Annotated in this window: 17 protein-coding genes, 1 tRNA gene and 1 pseudogene; 9 read left to right on the top strand and 10 right to left on the bottom strand. The window is 61.0% G+C overall.

All coding sequences use genetic code 11. The features are described from left to right. Positions 1-43: 43 nt before the first annotated feature. Entirely contained in the window at positions 44-1,156 is a 1,113-nt protein-coding gene (gene ftsY, locus U5O12_RS20965) for a signal recognition particle-docking protein FtsY (RefSeq protein WP_322580511.1), read from the bottom strand. A gap of 29 nt (positions 1,157-1,185) precedes the next feature. On the opposite strand from ftsY, the gene U5O12_RS20960 reads away from it, so the two are divergent. After that, on the top strand, positions 1,186-2,622 hold the full coding sequence (locus tag U5O12_RS20960; RefSeq protein WP_322580510.1) for a pitrilysin family protein: 1,437 nt from the start codon (positions 1,186-1,188) through the stop codon (positions 2,620-2,622). Positions 2,623-2,638: 16 nt separating this feature from the next. Beyond that, positions 2,639-3,979, top strand: a complete 1,341-nt coding sequence (locus U5O12_RS20955) for a pitrilysin family protein (protein WP_322580509.1) — start codon at positions 2,639-2,641, stop codon at positions 3,977-3,979. Between the two features lie 4 nt (positions 3,980-3,983). Here U5O12_RS20955 and U5O12_RS20950 read toward each other — a convergent pair whose 3' ends face one another. Next, positions 3,984-4,682, bottom strand: coding sequence for a GGDEF domain-containing protein (locus tag U5O12_RS20950; protein WP_322580508.1), 699 nt, complete (start codon positions 4,680-4,682; stop codon positions 3,984-3,986). Between the two features lie 102 nt (positions 4,683-4,784). Between U5O12_RS20950 and rsmD the strand changes: the two genes are divergently transcribed. Genes rsmD through U5O12_RS20930 form a run of 4 tightly spaced genes read left to right on the top strand, consistent with a single transcriptional unit; the run spans position 4,785 to position 6,702 of the window. Continuing rightward, positions 4,785-5,402, top strand: coding sequence for a 16S rRNA (guanine(966)-N(2))-methyltransferase RsmD (gene rsmD, locus U5O12_RS20945; protein ID WP_322580507.1), 618 nt, complete (start codon positions 4,785-4,787; stop codon positions 5,400-5,402). A 26-nt stretch (positions 5,403-5,428) separates the two neighbouring features. Next, complete coding sequence (gene coaD, locus U5O12_RS20940; RefSeq protein ID WP_322580506.1) at positions 5,429-5,917, top strand: pantetheine-phosphate adenylyltransferase; 489 nt, start codon at positions 5,429-5,431, stop codon at positions 5,915-5,917. Positions 5,918-5,935: 18 nt separating this feature from the next. Beyond that, complete coding sequence (locus U5O12_RS20935) at positions 5,936-6,379, top strand: universal stress protein (RefSeq protein ID WP_322580505.1); 444 nt, start codon at positions 5,936-5,938, stop codon at positions 6,377-6,379. Between the two features lie 41 nt (positions 6,380-6,420). Continuing rightward, positions 6,421-6,702 carry a YfhL family 4Fe-4S dicluster ferredoxin gene (locus tag U5O12_RS20930; RefSeq protein ID WP_322580504.1) on the top strand — a complete coding sequence of 94 codons (282 nt, stop codon included), beginning with the start codon at positions 6,421-6,423 and terminating at the stop codon, positions 6,700-6,702. Between the two features lie 49 nt (positions 6,703-6,751). On the opposite strand, the gene U5O12_RS20925 is transcribed toward U5O12_RS20930, so the two are convergent. The 8 genes from U5O12_RS20925 to U5O12_RS20890 form a co-directional block, all read right to left on the bottom strand. Continuing rightward, complete coding sequence (locus tag U5O12_RS20925) at positions 6,752-7,132, bottom strand: hypothetical protein (protein WP_322580503.1); 381 nt, start codon at positions 7,130-7,132, stop codon at positions 6,752-6,754. 4 nt (positions 7,133-7,136) lie between these two features. Further along, on the bottom strand, positions 7,137-7,781 hold the full coding sequence (gene pth, locus U5O12_RS20920; protein WP_322580502.1) for an aminoacyl-tRNA hydrolase: 645 nt from the start codon (positions 7,779-7,781) through the stop codon (positions 7,137-7,139). Between the two features lie 91 nt (positions 7,782-7,872). Continuing rightward, positions 7,873-8,499, bottom strand: coding sequence for a 50S ribosomal protein L25/general stress protein Ctc (locus U5O12_RS20915; protein WP_322580501.1), 627 nt, complete (start codon positions 8,497-8,499; stop codon positions 7,873-7,875). Between the two features lie 97 nt (positions 8,500-8,596). After that, on the bottom strand, positions 8,597-9,571 hold the full coding sequence (locus U5O12_RS20910; protein WP_322580500.1) for a ribose-phosphate pyrophosphokinase: 975 nt from the start codon (positions 9,569-9,571) through the stop codon (positions 8,597-8,599). A 77-nt stretch (positions 9,572-9,648) separates the two neighbouring features. Further along, positions 9,649-9,725: transfer RNA gene (locus U5O12_RS20905), tRNA-Gln, on the bottom strand. A gap of 30 nt (positions 9,726-9,755) precedes the next feature. After that, positions 9,756-10,634 (bottom strand): 4-(cytidine 5'-diphospho)-2-C-methyl-D-erythritol kinase, encoded by an 879-nt coding sequence (ispE, locus tag U5O12_RS20900; protein ID WP_322580499.1) that lies wholly within the window; start codon positions 10,632-10,634, stop codon positions 9,756-9,758. 32 nt (positions 10,635-10,666) lie between these two features. Beyond that, positions 10,667-11,068: an outer membrane lipoprotein LolB gene (locus U5O12_RS20895; RefSeq protein ID WP_322580498.1), complete on the bottom strand. Its 402-nt coding sequence runs from the start codon at positions 11,066-11,068 to the stop codon at positions 10,667-10,669. Between the two features lie 101 nt (positions 11,069-11,169). Next, positions 11,170-12,762: a tetratricopeptide repeat protein gene (locus U5O12_RS20890; protein WP_322580497.1), complete on the bottom strand. Its 1,593-nt coding sequence runs from the start codon at positions 12,760-12,762 to the stop codon at positions 11,170-11,172. Positions 12,763-12,945: 183 nt separating this feature from the next. Here U5O12_RS20890 and mutM point away from each other — a divergent pair, with 183 nt between their 5' ends. The 3 genes and pseudogenes from mutM to U5O12_RS20875 form a co-directional block, all read left to right on the top strand. Then, positions 12,946-13,761: a bifunctional DNA-formamidopyrimidine glycosylase/DNA-(apurinic or apyrimidinic site) lyase gene (mutM, locus tag U5O12_RS20885; protein WP_322580496.1), complete on the top strand. Its 816-nt coding sequence runs from the start codon at positions 12,946-12,948 to the stop codon at positions 13,759-13,761. Between the two features lie 50 nt (positions 13,762-13,811). Further along, positions 13,812-15,791 carry a dynamin family protein gene (locus U5O12_RS20880; protein ID WP_322580495.1) on the top strand — a complete coding sequence of 660 codons (1,980 nt, stop codon included), beginning with the start codon at positions 13,812-13,814 and terminating at the stop codon, positions 15,789-15,791. Between the two features lie 2 nt (positions 15,792-15,793). Then, positions 15,794-16,126 (top strand): annotated as a pseudogene (locus tag U5O12_RS20875) (A/G-specific adenine glycosylase); the annotation flags it as partial.

Genomic DNA, 16,126 nt, shown 5'->3' with positions numbered 1-16,126 from the left:
AAACGGTTGGTCGGAGGCGGTGCGTGCTTCTTACACCGCAAGCCTAAGCCAGCAGGGCCTGCGCAAACTCCCGCGCGTTGAAGGTTTCCAGCTCGTCGAGTTTTTCGCCCACACCGATAAAGTACACAGGGATAGGCCGTTCGCGCGCAATGGCGGCCAACACGCCGCCTTTGGCAGTACCGTCGAGCTTGGTGACGATCAGGCCGGTGAGGCCCAGCGCGTCGTCAAAGGACTTGACCTGGGCTACGGCGTTTTGCCCGGTGTTGCCGTCAATGACCAGCAGCACTTCGTGGGGCGCGGTTCCGTCTGCCTTGCCGATCACGCGCTTGATCTTCTTGAGCTCTTCCATCAGATGCAGCTGGGTAGGCAGGCGGCCTGCCGTGTCGATGAGCACCACATCCTTGCCGCGGGCCTTGCCTGCGGTCACCGAGTCGTAACTCACGGCCGCGGGGTCGCCGCCTTCCTGGCTGACGATCTCCACGGTGTTGCGGTCGGCCCAGACGGTGAGCTGCTCACGCGCTGCTGCGCGGAAGGTGTCTGCCGCGGCCAGCAGCACGCTGGCGTTGCTGTCAGCCAGGTGTTTGGTGAGCTTGCCGATGCTGGTGGTTTTGCCCGCGCCGTTGACGCCCGCCACCATGATGACGGTGGGCGTGTGCTGGCCAATCACCAGCGGTTTTTGTAGCGGCTGCAGCAGCTCGGTCAACTCGGCGATCAGGATGTTCTTGAGGGCCGTGGGATGCGTCACGCCGCTGGCCTTGACCTTTTTGCGCAAGGCGTTGGTCAGGTGTTCGGTGGCCGCCACGCCGGCGTCGGCCATCAGCAGTGCGCCTTCCAAGTCTTCGTACAGCGCCTCGTCAATCTGGCTGCCGCCAAACACGCCTGAGATGCTGCTGGCGGTCTTGCCAAGGCCGGCCTTGAGCTTGTCCAGCCACTTTTGTCGCTCGGGCGGCGTGGCGCTGGCCTCTGGAATCGCGATGGGCGCAACCAGTGCACTGCCAATCAGGGAGCCAGTAGGTAGAAGGGCGGCAGGCGGGGGAAGCGGCGCTTCGGCCACGGTGGGCGCTGCGGCTGGCGCCTCGACCACGGGGGCGCTGGGCACCTCAGTTGGGGCGGGGGACTGGGCGGAAGAGAATTTTTTCTTGAAAAAACTGAACATGTGGGGCGTTCTTAGAATCACAGCATTCTATGAAACACCCATTCCACAGGCTGGGGCGCCGATTGGCTGCCTGCAGTTTGCCCCTGGCGTTCGCGCTTTTCTCTCTTTCCTCTCCATCCCGTGCGCAATCGACGCCGCCCGTGCAGGCCCAGCAGTTCACGCTGAAAAACGGCATGGCGCTGATCTTGAAACCCGACCGGCGTGCGCCGACGGCCGTGCACATGCTGTGGGTGCGCGTGGGCTCCATGGACGAGGTGGATGGCACCAGCGGCGTGGCCCATGTGCTGGAGCACATGATGTTCAAAGGCACCCCTACCGTGAAGGCGGGTGACTTCTCGCGCCAGGTGGCGGCTTTGGGCGGGCGCGAAAACGCCTTTACCAGCAAGGATTACACAGGTTATTTCCAGCAGATTCCGGCGGACAAGCTGGAGGACGTGATGCGTCTGGAGGCCGACCGGTTTGCCAACAACCGCTGGAACGACGACGTGTTTGCGAAAGAGCTGGAGGTGGTGAAGGAAGAGCGCCGCCTGCGCACCGATGACAACCCCCATGCCCGCTTGCACGAGGCGATGTCTGCCCAGGTCTACCTGGCCCACCCCTACCGCCGCCCCATTGTGGGTTGGATGAGTGATCTGGAGGCCCTGACGGCGCAGGACGCGCGCGACTTCTACCAGCGCTGGTACACCCCCGCCAATGCAGCTGTGGTGGTGGCAGGTGATGTGGACGTGGACCAGGTGCGCGTCCTGGCCGACAAGTATTACGGCGGCTTGCCCTCACGTGCCGTGCCGCCACGCAAGCCGCGCGAAGAACCCGAGCAGTCGGGCTTGCGCCGCATGGACTTCAAGGCCCCGGCGGAGCAGGCCTATGTCGCGATGGCCTTCAAGGTGCCAGGACTTTCGCCCGAAACGCTGGCAGACACCGGGTCAGCGGCCGACGACAGTCTGGCACTGACAGTTTTGTCGGCGGTGCTCAGCGGGTATGACGGTGCACGCTTGCCGCGTACGTTGACGCTGGATGCCAACCCGGTGGCCGACAGCGCGGGGGCGTATTACAGCTTGACGTCCCGGGGCCCTGAGCTTTTTACGCTTTACGGTGTGCCTGCTGCGGGCAAGACGGCGTCTGATGTGGAGCAGGCCTTGCGCGCGCAGGTGGCCCGGGTGGCCCGGGATGGGGTGACCGCCGAGGAGTTGAACCGGGTGAAGAACCAGTGGGTGGCAGGGGAGGTCTACAAACAAGACAGCGTCTTCAATCAGGCTCGCCTGCTGGGGGTGGGTTGGGTCAACGGCTACCCGCTGGGCAGCGACCAGCGCCTGCTGGAGCGCTTGCGCACCATAACGGCCGCCCAGGTGCAGGCCGTAGCCGCCAAATACTTTGGGGACGATGCCCTGACCGTAGCCACGTTGCTGCCCCAGCCAGTGGACAAGACCCGCAAACCTCGCCAGCCCACGGCCGGTGCACGCCACTGAGCGACCTAACTAAACCATGATTACTATCAAATCAGTAGCTGCCCGCGCAGTATTTACGGGGCTAACAGTCATTTTCTTTATAAATTCTGCGTGGGCTGGCATTCCCATCCAGCATTGGACACAACCAGGCGGGGCGCGTGTCTACCTGGTGGAGAGCCCGGCCATTCCTATGGTGGATGTGCAGATTGACCTGGACGCAGGTGGGCGCCGCGACCCGGCCGACAAGCCGGGGCTGGCCAACCTGATGGCGTCAGGCACCTCCAACGGTGTGCGGGCCAGTGGCGCAGAGCCCTCCATGGACGAGCACCAGCTCAGCGAAGCCTGGGCCGATCTGGGTGCCTCGTTCGGCGGCAGCGCAAGCGCGGACCGCATGAGTTTTGCGTTGCGCAGCCTGACCTACCCGGACCTGCTGGACAAAGCGGTGGGCTTGGCGGCACGCCAGTTGGGTGAGCCTTCCTTCCCCGAGGCCCCGTGGCTGCGTGACCGCCCCAAGCTGATTGCCAGCCTCAAAGAGGCCAACACCCGGCCCGCTACCCTGGCGGCACGCGCCTTCAGTCGCGCGGTGTACGGGAGCCATCCTTACGGCTGGGAGATGACGGAAGGGAGCCTGATGCGTACCAGCGTGGCGGACTTGCGCGAGCTGCATGCCAGCGCCGTGCGGGCGTGTGATGCCCGTGTGAGCGTGGTGGGGGCGCTCAACCGCGCCCAAGCGGATGCGATGGTGACGCGCCTGTTGGCCCGCCTGCCAAAGACCATTTGCGCCCCACAACCGGCCGTGCCCGAGGTGCAGCCGTTGGCCCAGGCTTCCGAGCAGCGCATTGCCTTTGCCTCGGCGCAGGCGCATGTGCTGCTGGGCCAGCCCGGTTACCAGCGCAATGACCCGGACTTTATTGCGCTGACCGTGGGCAACCACATCTTGGGTGGCGGCGGCTTCACCGCCCGGTTGACCGAAGAAGTGCGCGAGAAGCGGGGCCTGACCTACAGTGTCTACAGCTACTTTGCGCCAGGTCTGCATGCGGGGGCATTCACCATCGGCTTGCAAACACGGCCGGACCAGGCAGAGCAAGCACTGACTTTGGTGCGAGAGGTGCTGGCCAGGTTTGTGGCTGAAGGTCCGACCGACAAGGAACTGCAGGCCGCCAAAGACAATCTCATTGGTGGCTTTGCCTTGCGCTTGGACAGCAACCGCAAGCTGCTGGACAACGTGGCCAATATCGCCTGGAATGGCCTGCCACTGGACTACCTGGACACCTGGACCCAGCGGGTGGAGCTGCTCACCGTGGCCGATGTGCGTGCTGCGTTCGCGCGCAAGGTGCAGCCCGCCAATCTGGCCACGGTGGTGCTGGGTGCACCCTGAGCGCCTAACGCAGCTCCATCAGCCCGGAGGCCTTGCAGTCGTACATGCCTTCGTCGGCGGTTTGCAGCAGGCCGTCCAGGTCCGCACCGTGGCGCGGGAACAGGCCAAAGCCCACACTGGCGCCCACGTTAACGGTGGCCCCGCTTTGCAGGGTGATGTCTTCGGAAATGGTGGCAATCAGCTTGCGGCCGATGTGCACCAGTTCGTCGGGGTCTTCAAACGATTCGATCAGCAACACAAACTCGTCGCCACCAATCCGGGCCACGGTGTCGGAGGCGCGCACCGCCGTCATGAGGCGTTGGGCCACGGTACGCAGCACCAGGTCTCCGGCGGCATGCCCGAAATGGTCGTTGATGATCTTGAAGCCATTGAGGTCCACCATCAGCAGAGCAAATTCCACCCGGTTGCGTTTGGAGCGTTCCAGCGTGAGCTGAAAGCGGTCGGCCAGCAGCAGGCGATTGGCCAAGCCCGTCAGGTTGTCGGTAAATGCTTGGCTTTTCAGGTGTTGGGTGGCACGCTCCAGCGCAGCTATTTCGCGTTGCAGCACAGCTTGTTGTCGCTGCGCTTTGCGCAGCCGCAGGCCCAAGCGACCCACCACCAAGGCCAGCGGCACCAGTGCAGCATAAGGTGAAACTACCAGACACATAACGGCAGCTAGCAGGGCCAGGGCTTCGAATCGAAAATGGGTGAGCAGGGACTTCATCGGCCCGCTATTTTGCGGGGGTAACCTAGGGTTTGTACTAGGCAATTTGTTACCAAACATGTCGCGCTATGGCAGGCACAGCCCATGCGGTAAGCTGCTTGCATGAAAGCCAAAGCCTCCTCTCCGAACGCTGCCAAGCGTCCTCCCCGGCCCCGTGCCGCCCAGACCCACGAGATCCGCATCATTGGCGGGCTGTGGAAGCGCACCAAACTCAAGGTCGCCGACAAACCGGGTCTGCGCCCCACGCCCGACCGCGTGCGCGAGACGGTCTTCAACTGGCTAGGGCAAGATCTGAGCGGTCTGCGTTGCCTGGACGCATTTGCTGGCACTGGCGCGCTGGGCTTTGAAGCGGCCTCGCGTGGTGCGCAAGACGTGCAACTGGTGGAGTACGACGGTGTATTGGTCGACCAGCTCAAAAAAACGCAGTCGCAGTTGCAGGCCAGCGCCGTGCATGTGGTGCGCGGCGATGGCGTCTCGGCCATCCGCCAAGCCGCGCCCGCCAGCCTGGACGTGATCTTCATCGACCCGCCGTTTGACGCACCCTTGTTTGAGCCCGCACTGGGCGCCTGTGCCCGCGCGCTGGCGCCTGAAGGCTGGGTCTACCTGGAGGCACCCACGGCCTACACCGACGAGTTGCTGACCGCGGTGGGGCTGGCCGTGCACCGGCACCTCAAGGCTGGTGCAGTGCATGCCCACCTGCTCAAGCGCAGCGCCGCATAATTTCTGCATTCTTGTTTGGAGCGCCCATGCCCAGTCCCGTGATTGCTGTTTTCCCCGGCACTTTCGACCCCATCACCCTGGGGCACCAGGACCTGATTCGCCGTTCGGCCCGCTTGTTTGGCACCGTCATCGTGGCGGTGGCAGCCGCCCACCACAAGAAAACCCTGTTTTCCTTGGATGAACGTCTGGCCATGGTGCGCGATGTGTTTGCGCCCTTGGACAACGTGCAGGTGGAGAGTTTTACCGGCTTGGTGCGCGACTTTGCAGTGGCCCATGGGGCCAGGGCTATGGTGCGCGGCGTGCGTTCGGTCACCGACTTTGACTACGAAGCCCAGCTTGCAGGCATGAACAAGGCGCTGGCTCCCGACGTGGAAACCGTCATCCTCACGCCGGACTCGCGTTATCAGTTCATCTCGAGTACGCTGGTGCGCGAGATCGCCACATTGAAGGGAGATGTCACTACCTTTGTGGCCCCCGTGGTCCATGCCCGCCTGATGGACAAATTGCCCAGCTGACACTGCAAGGAGGTCGCCATGAAAGTCCTGTTACCGGTAGATGGTTCGGAGTTGTCCATGGAGGCCGTGCGGTTTGCCCTGCGCATGCGGCAGGGTGGATTGAGCCTGAGTGCTGTGTTGGCAAATGTGCAGGAGCCCGCAAGCCTGTACGAGATGCTGGTGGCCCACGACCCGGATGTGATTGACCAAGTCAGCGCCGAGGCCGGTCTGCATGCTTTGCAGCGAGCCCAAGCCTTGCTGGATGAAGCAGGTGTGGACTACGAATGCGAGGTCGCCAAGGGTGATCCGGCGCACACCCTGATCGATATCTCGGAGCGTTTTGGCTGCGATTTGGTGGTGATGGGCGCGCGGGGTACCAGCGCGCTACGCAGCGCCATGTTGGGTTCCGTTTCCAATGAAGTCTTGCACGCCAGCACGGTGCCAGTAGTCATTGTCAAACCCGTGGACCCGGAAGGGGTTTGAAGCCCCTGCGGCGATAATTTAGCCATGGAGCGTGAACTGCTGTGGCACTGTTAATTACTGACGAATGCATCAACTGTGATGTGTGCGAGCCCGAATGCCCGAACGAGGCCATTTACCTGGGCGAGCAAATTTACGAGATCGACCCGCACAAGTGCACCGAGTGTGTGGGCCATTTTGACGAGCCCCAGTGTGTGCAGGTGTGTCCCGTGTCCTGCATCCCTGTGAACCCGGAGTTCGTAGAAGACAAAGAAACTCTGTGGCAGAAATACCGTCGCCTGCAAGCGCAGAGCAGCCCCGCTGCCGCCATGCCGCCATCTGCCTGATACAGCATACGGCGGCCCCACTATGCTGTGAAGGCCGTTGCGTACGGCCTTAGTTTTTGGCGGGTGGTGGTGGCTTGGCGGTGAAGTATTCAGGCTCCTTGCTTTTCTTTTTGGCTGCGGGCTTGCCGCTAGTGGGCTCTTTTTTGTTTTGGGCTTTTGCCAGTGCCTGGTCTGCCGCGCGGGCCTGCGTTTCGTCTTGGAGCCGTTCTTTCTCCATCGCATCGGCTAGCTTGGCTTGGCTTTTGCTGGCTTGCTTGGCCTCTGTCTTCTGCGTATTGCTGCGTGGGTCTTGCGCGTCGACGGCCACGCCGTCGGGGCAAGGAATCTGGCTATAGCTGCTGCCACATTTATAGATTTTTTGGGCCTGAGTCCCCGTAGATACTACGCAAGCAGCTATCAAAAAAAGAGCAAATTTAGCGGATGGCTTCATAGTCTTACTCCACAAGTGGCGGGGTTGGTGCGCTGGCAGGGGCATCGGCAGTAGGCCGAGGAGGCTTGAGCCGCGGTGGTTTGCTCGTGTGGATCAACATGGTGGCCTTGTCCATCTCGCCAGCCAGCAGGTGGGGCAGGGCCTTCATGGAGCGCTCAATGCATTGGTCAATCGCAATGCGGTGGTCCAGCGAGGGTTTTTTCAGCACCCAGTTCACCACTTCGGATTTGACGCCAGGGTGGCCCACACCTAGGCGCAGGCGCCAGTAGTCTCCCGTGCCCAGCTGGGCATGGATGTCGCGCAAGCCGTTGTGGCCTGCATGGCTGCCGCCAAATTTGAGCTTTACTTCGCCCGGAACGATGTCCAGCTCGTCATGCGCCACCAAAATTTCATGGGGCTGGATTTTGAAGAAACGCGCGAGTGCACCGACAGACTTGCCCGAGAGGTTCATGAAAGTCTGGGGCTCCAGTAGCCACACCGTGTTGCCCTGCACCGTGGTGCGTGCCATCAGGCCGTGGTAAGCCCGGTCCATGGACAGCGATACCTTGAGCTCACGCGCTAGCGCATCGACCCACCAGAAGCCAGCGTTATGCCGGGTGGCATCGTATTCGGGGCCGGGGTTGCCCAGGCCAACAAACAGTTTGATCATCAGGAAAATTATGGCCTACAAAAAACAGGTGGCACAAAAACAAACGGCCCACCGAAGTGGGCCGTTTGCAGCGAACTAGCGCAGGGAAGAATTACTTCTTGCCTTTGCCCTTGCCCTTGGCGTCAGCAGCTGGCGCAGCAACGGGTGCTGCCACTTCGACCACCGGAGCCACCACGGCCACGATCACGGGGTTGGCCTTGCCGTGGGTCACCACGGTCACGCCCTTGGGCATGGACAGGTCCGCTGCGTGCAAGGACTTGCCTTTCACCAAACCAGACAGGTCCACCGAGATGAACTCGGGCAGATCGGCAGGCAGGCAGGCCACTTCCAGTTCGGTCACCACGTGGTTGACCAAGCAGGCGTCGACCTTCACAGCGGCAGAGTTTTCTTCACCGCTGAAGTGCAAAGGCACCTTCATGCTCAGCTTGGTGTTGGCTTCCACGCGTTGGAAGTCAATGTGCAGCACCAATTGCTTGAAGGGGTGCATCTGCACATTGCGCAACAGAACCTTGCTTTCTTTGCCGTTCAGTTCCATGTCCAGGATGGAGGCGTGGAAAGCTTCTTTCTTCAGGGCGTGCCACAAAGCATTGTGGTCCAGCTCAACCAATGCGGGTTCAGCAGAACCACCGTAAACGATGCCGGGGGTACGGCCAGTAACGCGGAGACGGCGGCTCGCACCCGTGCCCTGCTTAGCGCGCTCAAAAGCGACAAATTTCATATCTAACTCCTGTGAGAGTCCACCGCGACCAGTGTGACTCCGATTTAAAAAGACGCTGCCAATCCTGAGGATTCGCGGCGTCGGCTTTTTGTCCCGGTCAGATGTAGTCTTGATCCGAGAACAAACTCATGACCGACTCTCCGCGGGCGATGCGCTGAATGGTGTCTCCAATCAGCGGTGCCACGGACAGTTGGCGAATCTTGGTGCACTGCGCGGCAGCAGCACTCAAAGGAATGGTGTTGGTCACCACCACTTCGTCCAGCGCGTCGCCGCTGGAAATACGTTCAATGGCAGGGCCGGAGAAGATGGGATGCGTGCAGTACGCGTACACCTTCTTGGCGCCACGGGCCTTCAATACTTCGGCGGCTTTCACCAGCGTGCCGGCGGTGTCGATCATGTCATCCATGATCACGCAGTTGCGGCCTTCGATCTCACCGATCACGTGCATCACTTCGGACACATTGGCCTTGGGGCGGCGCTTGTCGATGATGGCCAGGTCGCAGTTGAGCTGCTTGGCCAGCGCACGGGCACGTACCACACCACCCACGTCAGGCGAGACCACAATCAGGTCTTCGTAATTCTTCTGGCGCAGATCACCCAACAACACGGGGGACGCATAGATGTTGTCCACCGGAATGTCAAAAAAGCCCTGGATCTGGTCTGCGTGCAAGTCCATGGTCAGGACGCGGGCCACACCCACGGTCTGCAGCATGTTGGCCACCACCTTGGCGGTGATAGGCACACGGCTGGAACGGGGACGGCGGTCTTGCCGCGCATAGCCAAAGTAGGGGATCACGGCGCTGATGCGTTCGGCCGATGCACGCTTGAGTGCATCCACCATGATCAGCAGTTCCATCAGATTTTCGTTGGTGGGAGCACAGGTGCTCTGCACCACAAACACATCACGTGCACGCACGTTCTGGTTGATTTCGACGGTCACTTCGCCGTCAGAGAAACGCCCCACGGTGGCGGCACCCAGGGAAATGCCCAAATGCTTTGCAATGTCAGCAGCCATGCCGGGATTGGCATTGCCAGTGAAAACCATGAAATCAGGGGGAGTGAAGGCCTGCATGTGGGATCCAGCGAAGAGATTGGGTTTATGTCGTCACTATGCGCATGCTGAAGCGGGATGTGTCCCGAACAGCAATTTGGCAGGGGAAGAAGGATTCGAACCTTCGCATGCTGGAATCAAAATCCAGTGCCTTAACCAACTTGGCGACTCCCCTACACAGGTTGACAGCAAACGCTGCCCACCGCTAAACCTTAATTTTTCCGTCGCTGTTTGCCCACCCTATCAAAGGATGAACATCCAAACCGCTGCACACCTTGACTTGAAACGCACCAGGCGCATCACCCACATCGATGTCGTGTTGCAATGGTGCAAACACCGCACTTCCAGAGCCTGTCATCCTGCCACTCAAACCCTTGACATCGAGCCATTGCAAGGCTTGATTCACACCGGGGCACAGCTTTTGGGCGACGGCTTGCAAGTCGTTTCGGCCAAAACCAAATGATATTTGTGTTTTTCCGGCGGCGTCTGCAGCGAAGCCTGTGATTATAGCAGGCTCTGAGTCGCGTTTCAACTCCGGATCAGAAAAAATCAATTTTGTTTCGAGTCCGGCGTCTGGTTTGACCACTACCCAGCGCGAAACGGGCAGCGCCAGCGGCGTGATTTTTTCACCGATGCCTTCCACCCAGCCATGGCCACCACTGAGGAAAAAAGGCACGTCGGCTCCCAGCGCCAGGCCAATGGTGGAGAGCTCTTGCACCGAGAGATTCAGCTTCCACAGCCGGTTGAGTGCCAAGAGTGTGGATGCCGCATCGGACGAGCCACCGCCCATGCCGGCCTGCGCCGGAATGGATTTGAGGACGCCAATATGTGCGCCCTGCGTGCAGCCTGTGGCCTGCTGCAGCGCCCGCGCAGCCCTCACATTCAGGTCATCGGCGGGCAGGGGCACATTCAAGTCTTCACGGCTGATCAAGCCGTCTTTGCGCAGCGCAAAGTGCAGGGTGTCGCACCAGTCAATCAGCATGAAGGCAGACTGCAGCAGGTGGTAGCCGTCAGCACGCCGCCCGATGATGTGCAAAAACAGATTCAGTTTGGCGGGGGCGGGGATGTCGTAGAGCGACTGCATAGCTCGAATTATCGGTGCTGCACTTTGCGGGCTCAGCGCTCCAAGATGATTCGGAGTTCTACCGCGGGTGCAGCGTCCGCTTGGCGTCGTGCTTGCAATCGCCCTTCGGAGAGTTGGCTGAGGTCTGCCTCCCAGCCGGGTGCCGGGGTGGCTGTGCCGCGCAGCCAGTCAAAGAGTGCGGTCACTGGCAGCTCGGTGCCCGTGGCCTGCTGTGCCAGGGCAGAGAGGGATTCAAAGTTGCGCAAATCACCCCCATTGCGCAGCTGGGCCATACCGGGCGCCCATTGCATGTGTGCCACGGTCGTGCCCAAGGGCGAAAACAAGGCCAGCGTGCCCGCCTCTCCATGGCCGTCGAGTTCGAAGTCGGCAGAAAACGCTTGGGGTGGCGTACCCAACACCTTGATGGCTATTCGCCCTTGCCAGTGATTTTGCACATCAAAAGTGTCTGTGGCGCGCTTTGGTGTTGCGCAGCCAGCTATTAAAAATATAGCAAATAAAACCAGCAGGCGAAGGCCTGCATGGCCCCAGCGCTGAATCACAGGGCGCCACGCAGGCGGCGCACGGTTTCTTGCAAGGTGTCGTTGTCCTTGTTGGCTTCCAGCGCTTTGCGCCACAGTGTGGTGGCATCGTCACGCAGCCCCATGGCCCACAACACTTCGCCCAAATGTGCAGCAATTTCCGCGTCCTGGCGGTTGGCATAAGCCTGCTCCAGCAGCCGTTTGGCTTCTGCCAGATTGCCGCTGCGGTATTCCACCCAAGCCAGGCTGTCCACAATAAAAGGGTCGTTTGGGGCAAACTCCAGCGCTTTTACGATGAGCTGGCGTGCCTCGGGCAGGCGCAGGTTGCGATCGGCCAGCGAGTAACCCAATGCGTTGTAGGCATGGTGGTAATCAGGTTGCAGTGCAATCACTTGGCGCAGCAATTGCTCCATCTCCGGGAGTTTGTTTAGCTTTTCGGCCAGCATGGCCAGGTCGTAGGTCATGCCCACATCCTTGGGAAAACGCTTCACGCCTTCTTGCAGCAATTGGTAAGCGGCCGAAAATTGCTTGAAGTCGCGCAGCAGCTGCACTTCGGCGTTGAGCTTCGCGCGTACGTCGTCAGCCTGGGCTTCCGGGGTGGTGCGGATCAAGGCGCGGGCCTCTTCCAGCTTGCCTTGGCCCGCCAGCAGGGTGGCGCGCCGGGTATGCACACGCAAAGCGTCTTGCGGGCTGTTGATGCGGGCCAAGTAGGCGCCGGCTTCTTCGGGGCGTTGGGTCTGTTCGGCAATTTGGGCCAGCAACAGCAGGGCCTGCACCATGCCACGCCCGGTTTCCGTGTCATCCGATGCTGTGTCTTGCGGCGCGCTGAGTTGCATGTATTTTTTGAGCGAGACCTCGGCGTCTTGCAGCTTCTTGTCCTGCAACTCCAGCGAATCCTTTAGCAGCCACGCGTCCGCAAAAGCGGGTGATTGTTGGGTCAGGGTCTGCATCTGCATCAACGCCTCGGCGTAGCGGGAACTGTCGATCAGCTTGCGACCGTAGGCCATCCGCAACTCGGGCATGGGCTTGCCATCCAGGTATTTGCGCAGCAGCGGTTCGGCCTGCGCCACCTTGGCCTCCATCAGGTTCAGATTCAGGATGGCGACTTCGTCAGACTGGCTGTCCAGCGCAGCACCGCGTTGTGCTGCTTCCATGGCGCCAGCCGGATTGGCTGCGCCCAAGCGCAACATGCCTACGGCCGCCCATGCAGCAGGGCCCGTTGACTTGGTGCCAAGGTCGGGCGCCAATGCCTGCTCCACTTGCTGCGCGGCCAGCGTTTTATCCGTCACGCGGGCAAAGTAGCGAGGCAAGAGGCTGATGGCCGCAATGCGTTCTTTGCCCGTGCTGCCTGCCAATTCGCGTTTGAGTGGCTCCAGCGTATCGCTCACCCGGTTCAGGCCAATCAGGATTTGCAGGACGTAGCGGTTGGCTTCTTTGGAGGCCGGAAGTGCGCGCTGCCAGGCACGAGCCGCGTCCAGGGCAGCGTCGGCACTGCGCGCACGTAGTGCCAGTTCCACGGCGCGTTCAAACAGTTTTTCAGAGTTGGTTTTGCGCGCCGCATCCAGCATCAGGGCGTAGGCGTTCCCGGCGTCGCCGTTGTTTGCGCTCAACTCACCCAGTAACAATTGGTAAAAAAGTTCTCGGTTAAGTTCGGAGTTTTGTATCGGCTCCGCGTCCGCAGCCCAAGTCATGGGTCCCATACCCAAACTGGCCACCAGAATGCTGAGAGAAACAAGGCGTTTGGATCGGTTCATCGGACCATAATAATCCAACCCGAATAGCCCGAAGGCCCCATGCCTGAATTACCCGAAGTTGAAGTTACCCGCCTGAGTTTTGCTGACCGGATTGCTGGTGCAGAGGTGCAGGCAGTGCACCTAGGCAAACCTTTGCGTTGGCCTTTGGGCTGTGATCCGGACCAATTGGTCGGCCAGCGTGTGCTGCAGGTGCGCCGCCGCGGCAAGTACTTGCTGCTGGACCTGAGTGCGGGCCTGCTAATGGTGCACTTGGGCATGTCCGGCAGTGTGGCCTTTGCCGGGCGGCTGCCGCCACCTGGCGTGCACGACCATTTCGACCTGGCAACGACCCGAGGCACCTTGCGACTGAACGACCCGCGCCGTTTTGGTGCGGTGGTATTTGCCTACGGTGAAGCCGATCCGGTGGCGCAAAAACTGCTGGCGCACCTTGGCGTGGAGCCGCTGGATGACGGGTTTGTTCTGGCCGGTTTTCAGGCAGCCATGGCGCTGCGCAAGGCGCCCATCAAACAAGTGCTTTTGGCCGGTGATGTGGTGGTGGGGGTGGGCAATATCTATGCGTCTGAGGCCTTGTTTCTGGCGGGCATCCGGCCCACCACAGCATCCAACAAGGTGAGCAAGCCCCGCTTGGCCAGGCTGCACACTGCGATCCGCGACGTTTTGACCCGCGCGGTGCAAAAAGGGGGGAGCACGTTGCGGGACTTCTCCAATGCCAAAGGCGAGAGTGGTTACTTTCAGCTCGAGGCGATGGTGTATGGTCGCCAAGGCGAGCCGTGCCTTGTGTGCGGTAGCGCTATCAGGGGTATTCGACAGGGGCAGCGCTCCACCTTCTTCTGCCCCACTTGTCAAAAACCCTGAGCGCAGCCCGGGGGCGACGGTGCTATATTGAATGATTCCACGGGGGATTCTTGGCTACTTCATTTAACGACCAGTTTGACCAGCATGGCACATGGCGCCGTGAGTTTGCCCTGCGCCTGAAGTTGTTGGGCGAATGGATGAAAGACCACGACCTGCTGGACGCTGGTGTGGAAGAGCGCTTGCGCCGCCTGGAAGGTCAGGTCCGGTCCGACAAGGTCATGGTCGCCTTTGTGGCCGAGTTCTCGCGTGGCAAGTCCGAAATGATCAATGCCCTGTTTTTTGCAGGGTATGGCCGGCGCATCATGCCGGCCAGTGCCGGCCGCACCACCATGTGTCCCACCGAGATGGGGTACGACGCGGACGTTCCGCCCTGTTTGCGCCTGCTGCCCATTGAAACGCGCCTGCAGCCCCAAGCCCTGATGGAATGGCGCATGGCGCCCGAGAAGTGGACCCGCATTGACCTCGATGTGAACAACCCACAGCAGTTGGCCAAAGCACTGGAGAAAGTGGCAGAGACCCGCAAGGTCACCCAGGACGAGGCGCGCGCGCTGGGTTTCTGGCACAGCCAGGCTCCCGAAGACAACCCCATGGTGGATGCCCAGGGCATGGTGGAGGTGCCCAAGTGGCGCCACGCGCTGATCAATATTGCCCACCCGCTGCTCAAACAGGGCTTGGTGATTCTGGATACGCCAGGGCTCAATGCCATTGGTGCAGAGCCTGAGCTCACCGTGAGCCTGATTCCGCAGGCGCATGCCGTGGTCTTCATGCTCGGTGCGGATACTGGCGTGACCAAGTCCGACTTGGCCATCTGGCGCGAGCACCTCATTACCGAGTCCACCGATCCCGATGCACGTTTGGTGGTGCTCAACAAGATTGACACACTGTGGGACGCATTGAGCACCCCTGCGCAAATTCAGACCCAGATCGATCGCCAAAAAGCCAGCACCGCGGAAATATTGGGCTTGCCCAAAGACAAGGTGATTGCGGTGTCCGCCCAAAAGGGGCTGGTGGCCAAGGTGACAGAAGACGACGAACTGCTCAAGCGCAGCTGCCTGCCGGTGCTGGAAGACGTGTTGGGTCGCGGCATGATGGGCAAGCGCCAGAAAATTTTGGGTGCGGCCATGGCCGATGGCATTACCGGTTTGCGTACCGAAACTGGCCGTGTCATCAACATCCGCAAGCGCGATCTGACCGAGCAGACCATGGAGCTCAAGGGCTTGCAGGGCAAAAATGCCACGGTTATCAAACACATGCGCAACCGCATCTCGCAAGAGCAAGCCGAGTTTGACCAGGGCGGTGCCAAGATCCACGCGGTGCGCTCGGTACACCTCAAATTGCTGCGTGAGGTATTCGGCATCCTTGGCTCCAGCGCGCTCAAAAAAGAGATGGCGCAGCTCAACGATGCGCTCATGCAAAAAGGTCTGAAACTGGGTGTAAAACGCGCCTACGGCGAGACCTTCGACCGCCTGCGTGGCAACCTGCAGAAAGTGCAGTCCCTGTGTGCCGAAATCCAGAGCATGCTGGTGGCCAGTTTCAAATTGCTCAACGGCGAATATGGCTTCTCGCTGCAGGCGCCGGCTGAACCCGCCATGGCTCACTTCATGGCCGAACTCGACACCATCGAACGCAATCACCTGCAGTACCTCGGTATGGGCAATGCTTTCAAGCTCGCGCAGCCCGAGTTCTCGGACCGTCTGGTGCGCGCGCTGTCGACGCGCCTGCGCACGGTGCACGAGAACGCGCTGGCTGAGGTGGAGTTGTGGAGCAAATCGGCCGCAGCCCAACTGGATGCACAACTGCGCGAACGCCGTCGCAACTTTGCGCGCCGTATCGAAGCGATTGACCGCATCTCGCAAGCGGCGGGTGGTCTGGACGACCGCATTGGCGAGATCGAGCAACAAGAGTCTGCCTTGAACCAGCTGGACAGCAAACTGGCCGAGTTGACCGACTACCTGATCGCAGCCCAGGACGCCGCTAAGCTCATGGCGGTGGCCGCTGCGGCCTCGGCGGTGGACGTGGTTATTGCCTGAGTGTGAGCGCTAGCAACTTTGCCACCCAGGTGGTGGCATGGCAGCGCCAGCATGGGCGCAACACCCTGCCATGGCAAAACACCCAAGACCCCTACCGAGTCTGGCTCTCCGAAATCATGCTGCAGCAAACGCAGGTGGTCACCGTCATGGGCTACTTTGCCAAATTTCTGGAGCGTTGTCCCACTGTGGCCGATCTGGCCGCTGCCAGCAGCGACGAGGTGATGGGCCTGTGGAGCGGCCTGGGCTACTACAGCCGCGCCCGCAACCTGCACCGGTGTGCGCAGCTGGTGGTGGAGCTGCACGGTGGACAGTTCCCGCGCGACGCGGCGACACTG

The sequence above is a fragment of the Rhodoferax sp. genome, assembly GCF_034519335.1.
Lineage (GTDB): Bacteria > Pseudomonadota > Gammaproteobacteria > Burkholderiales > Burkholderiaceae_C > Allorhodoferax.
Note: the sequence above shows the minus strand (reverse complement) of the source record. Positions and strands in the feature narration are given on the sequence as shown.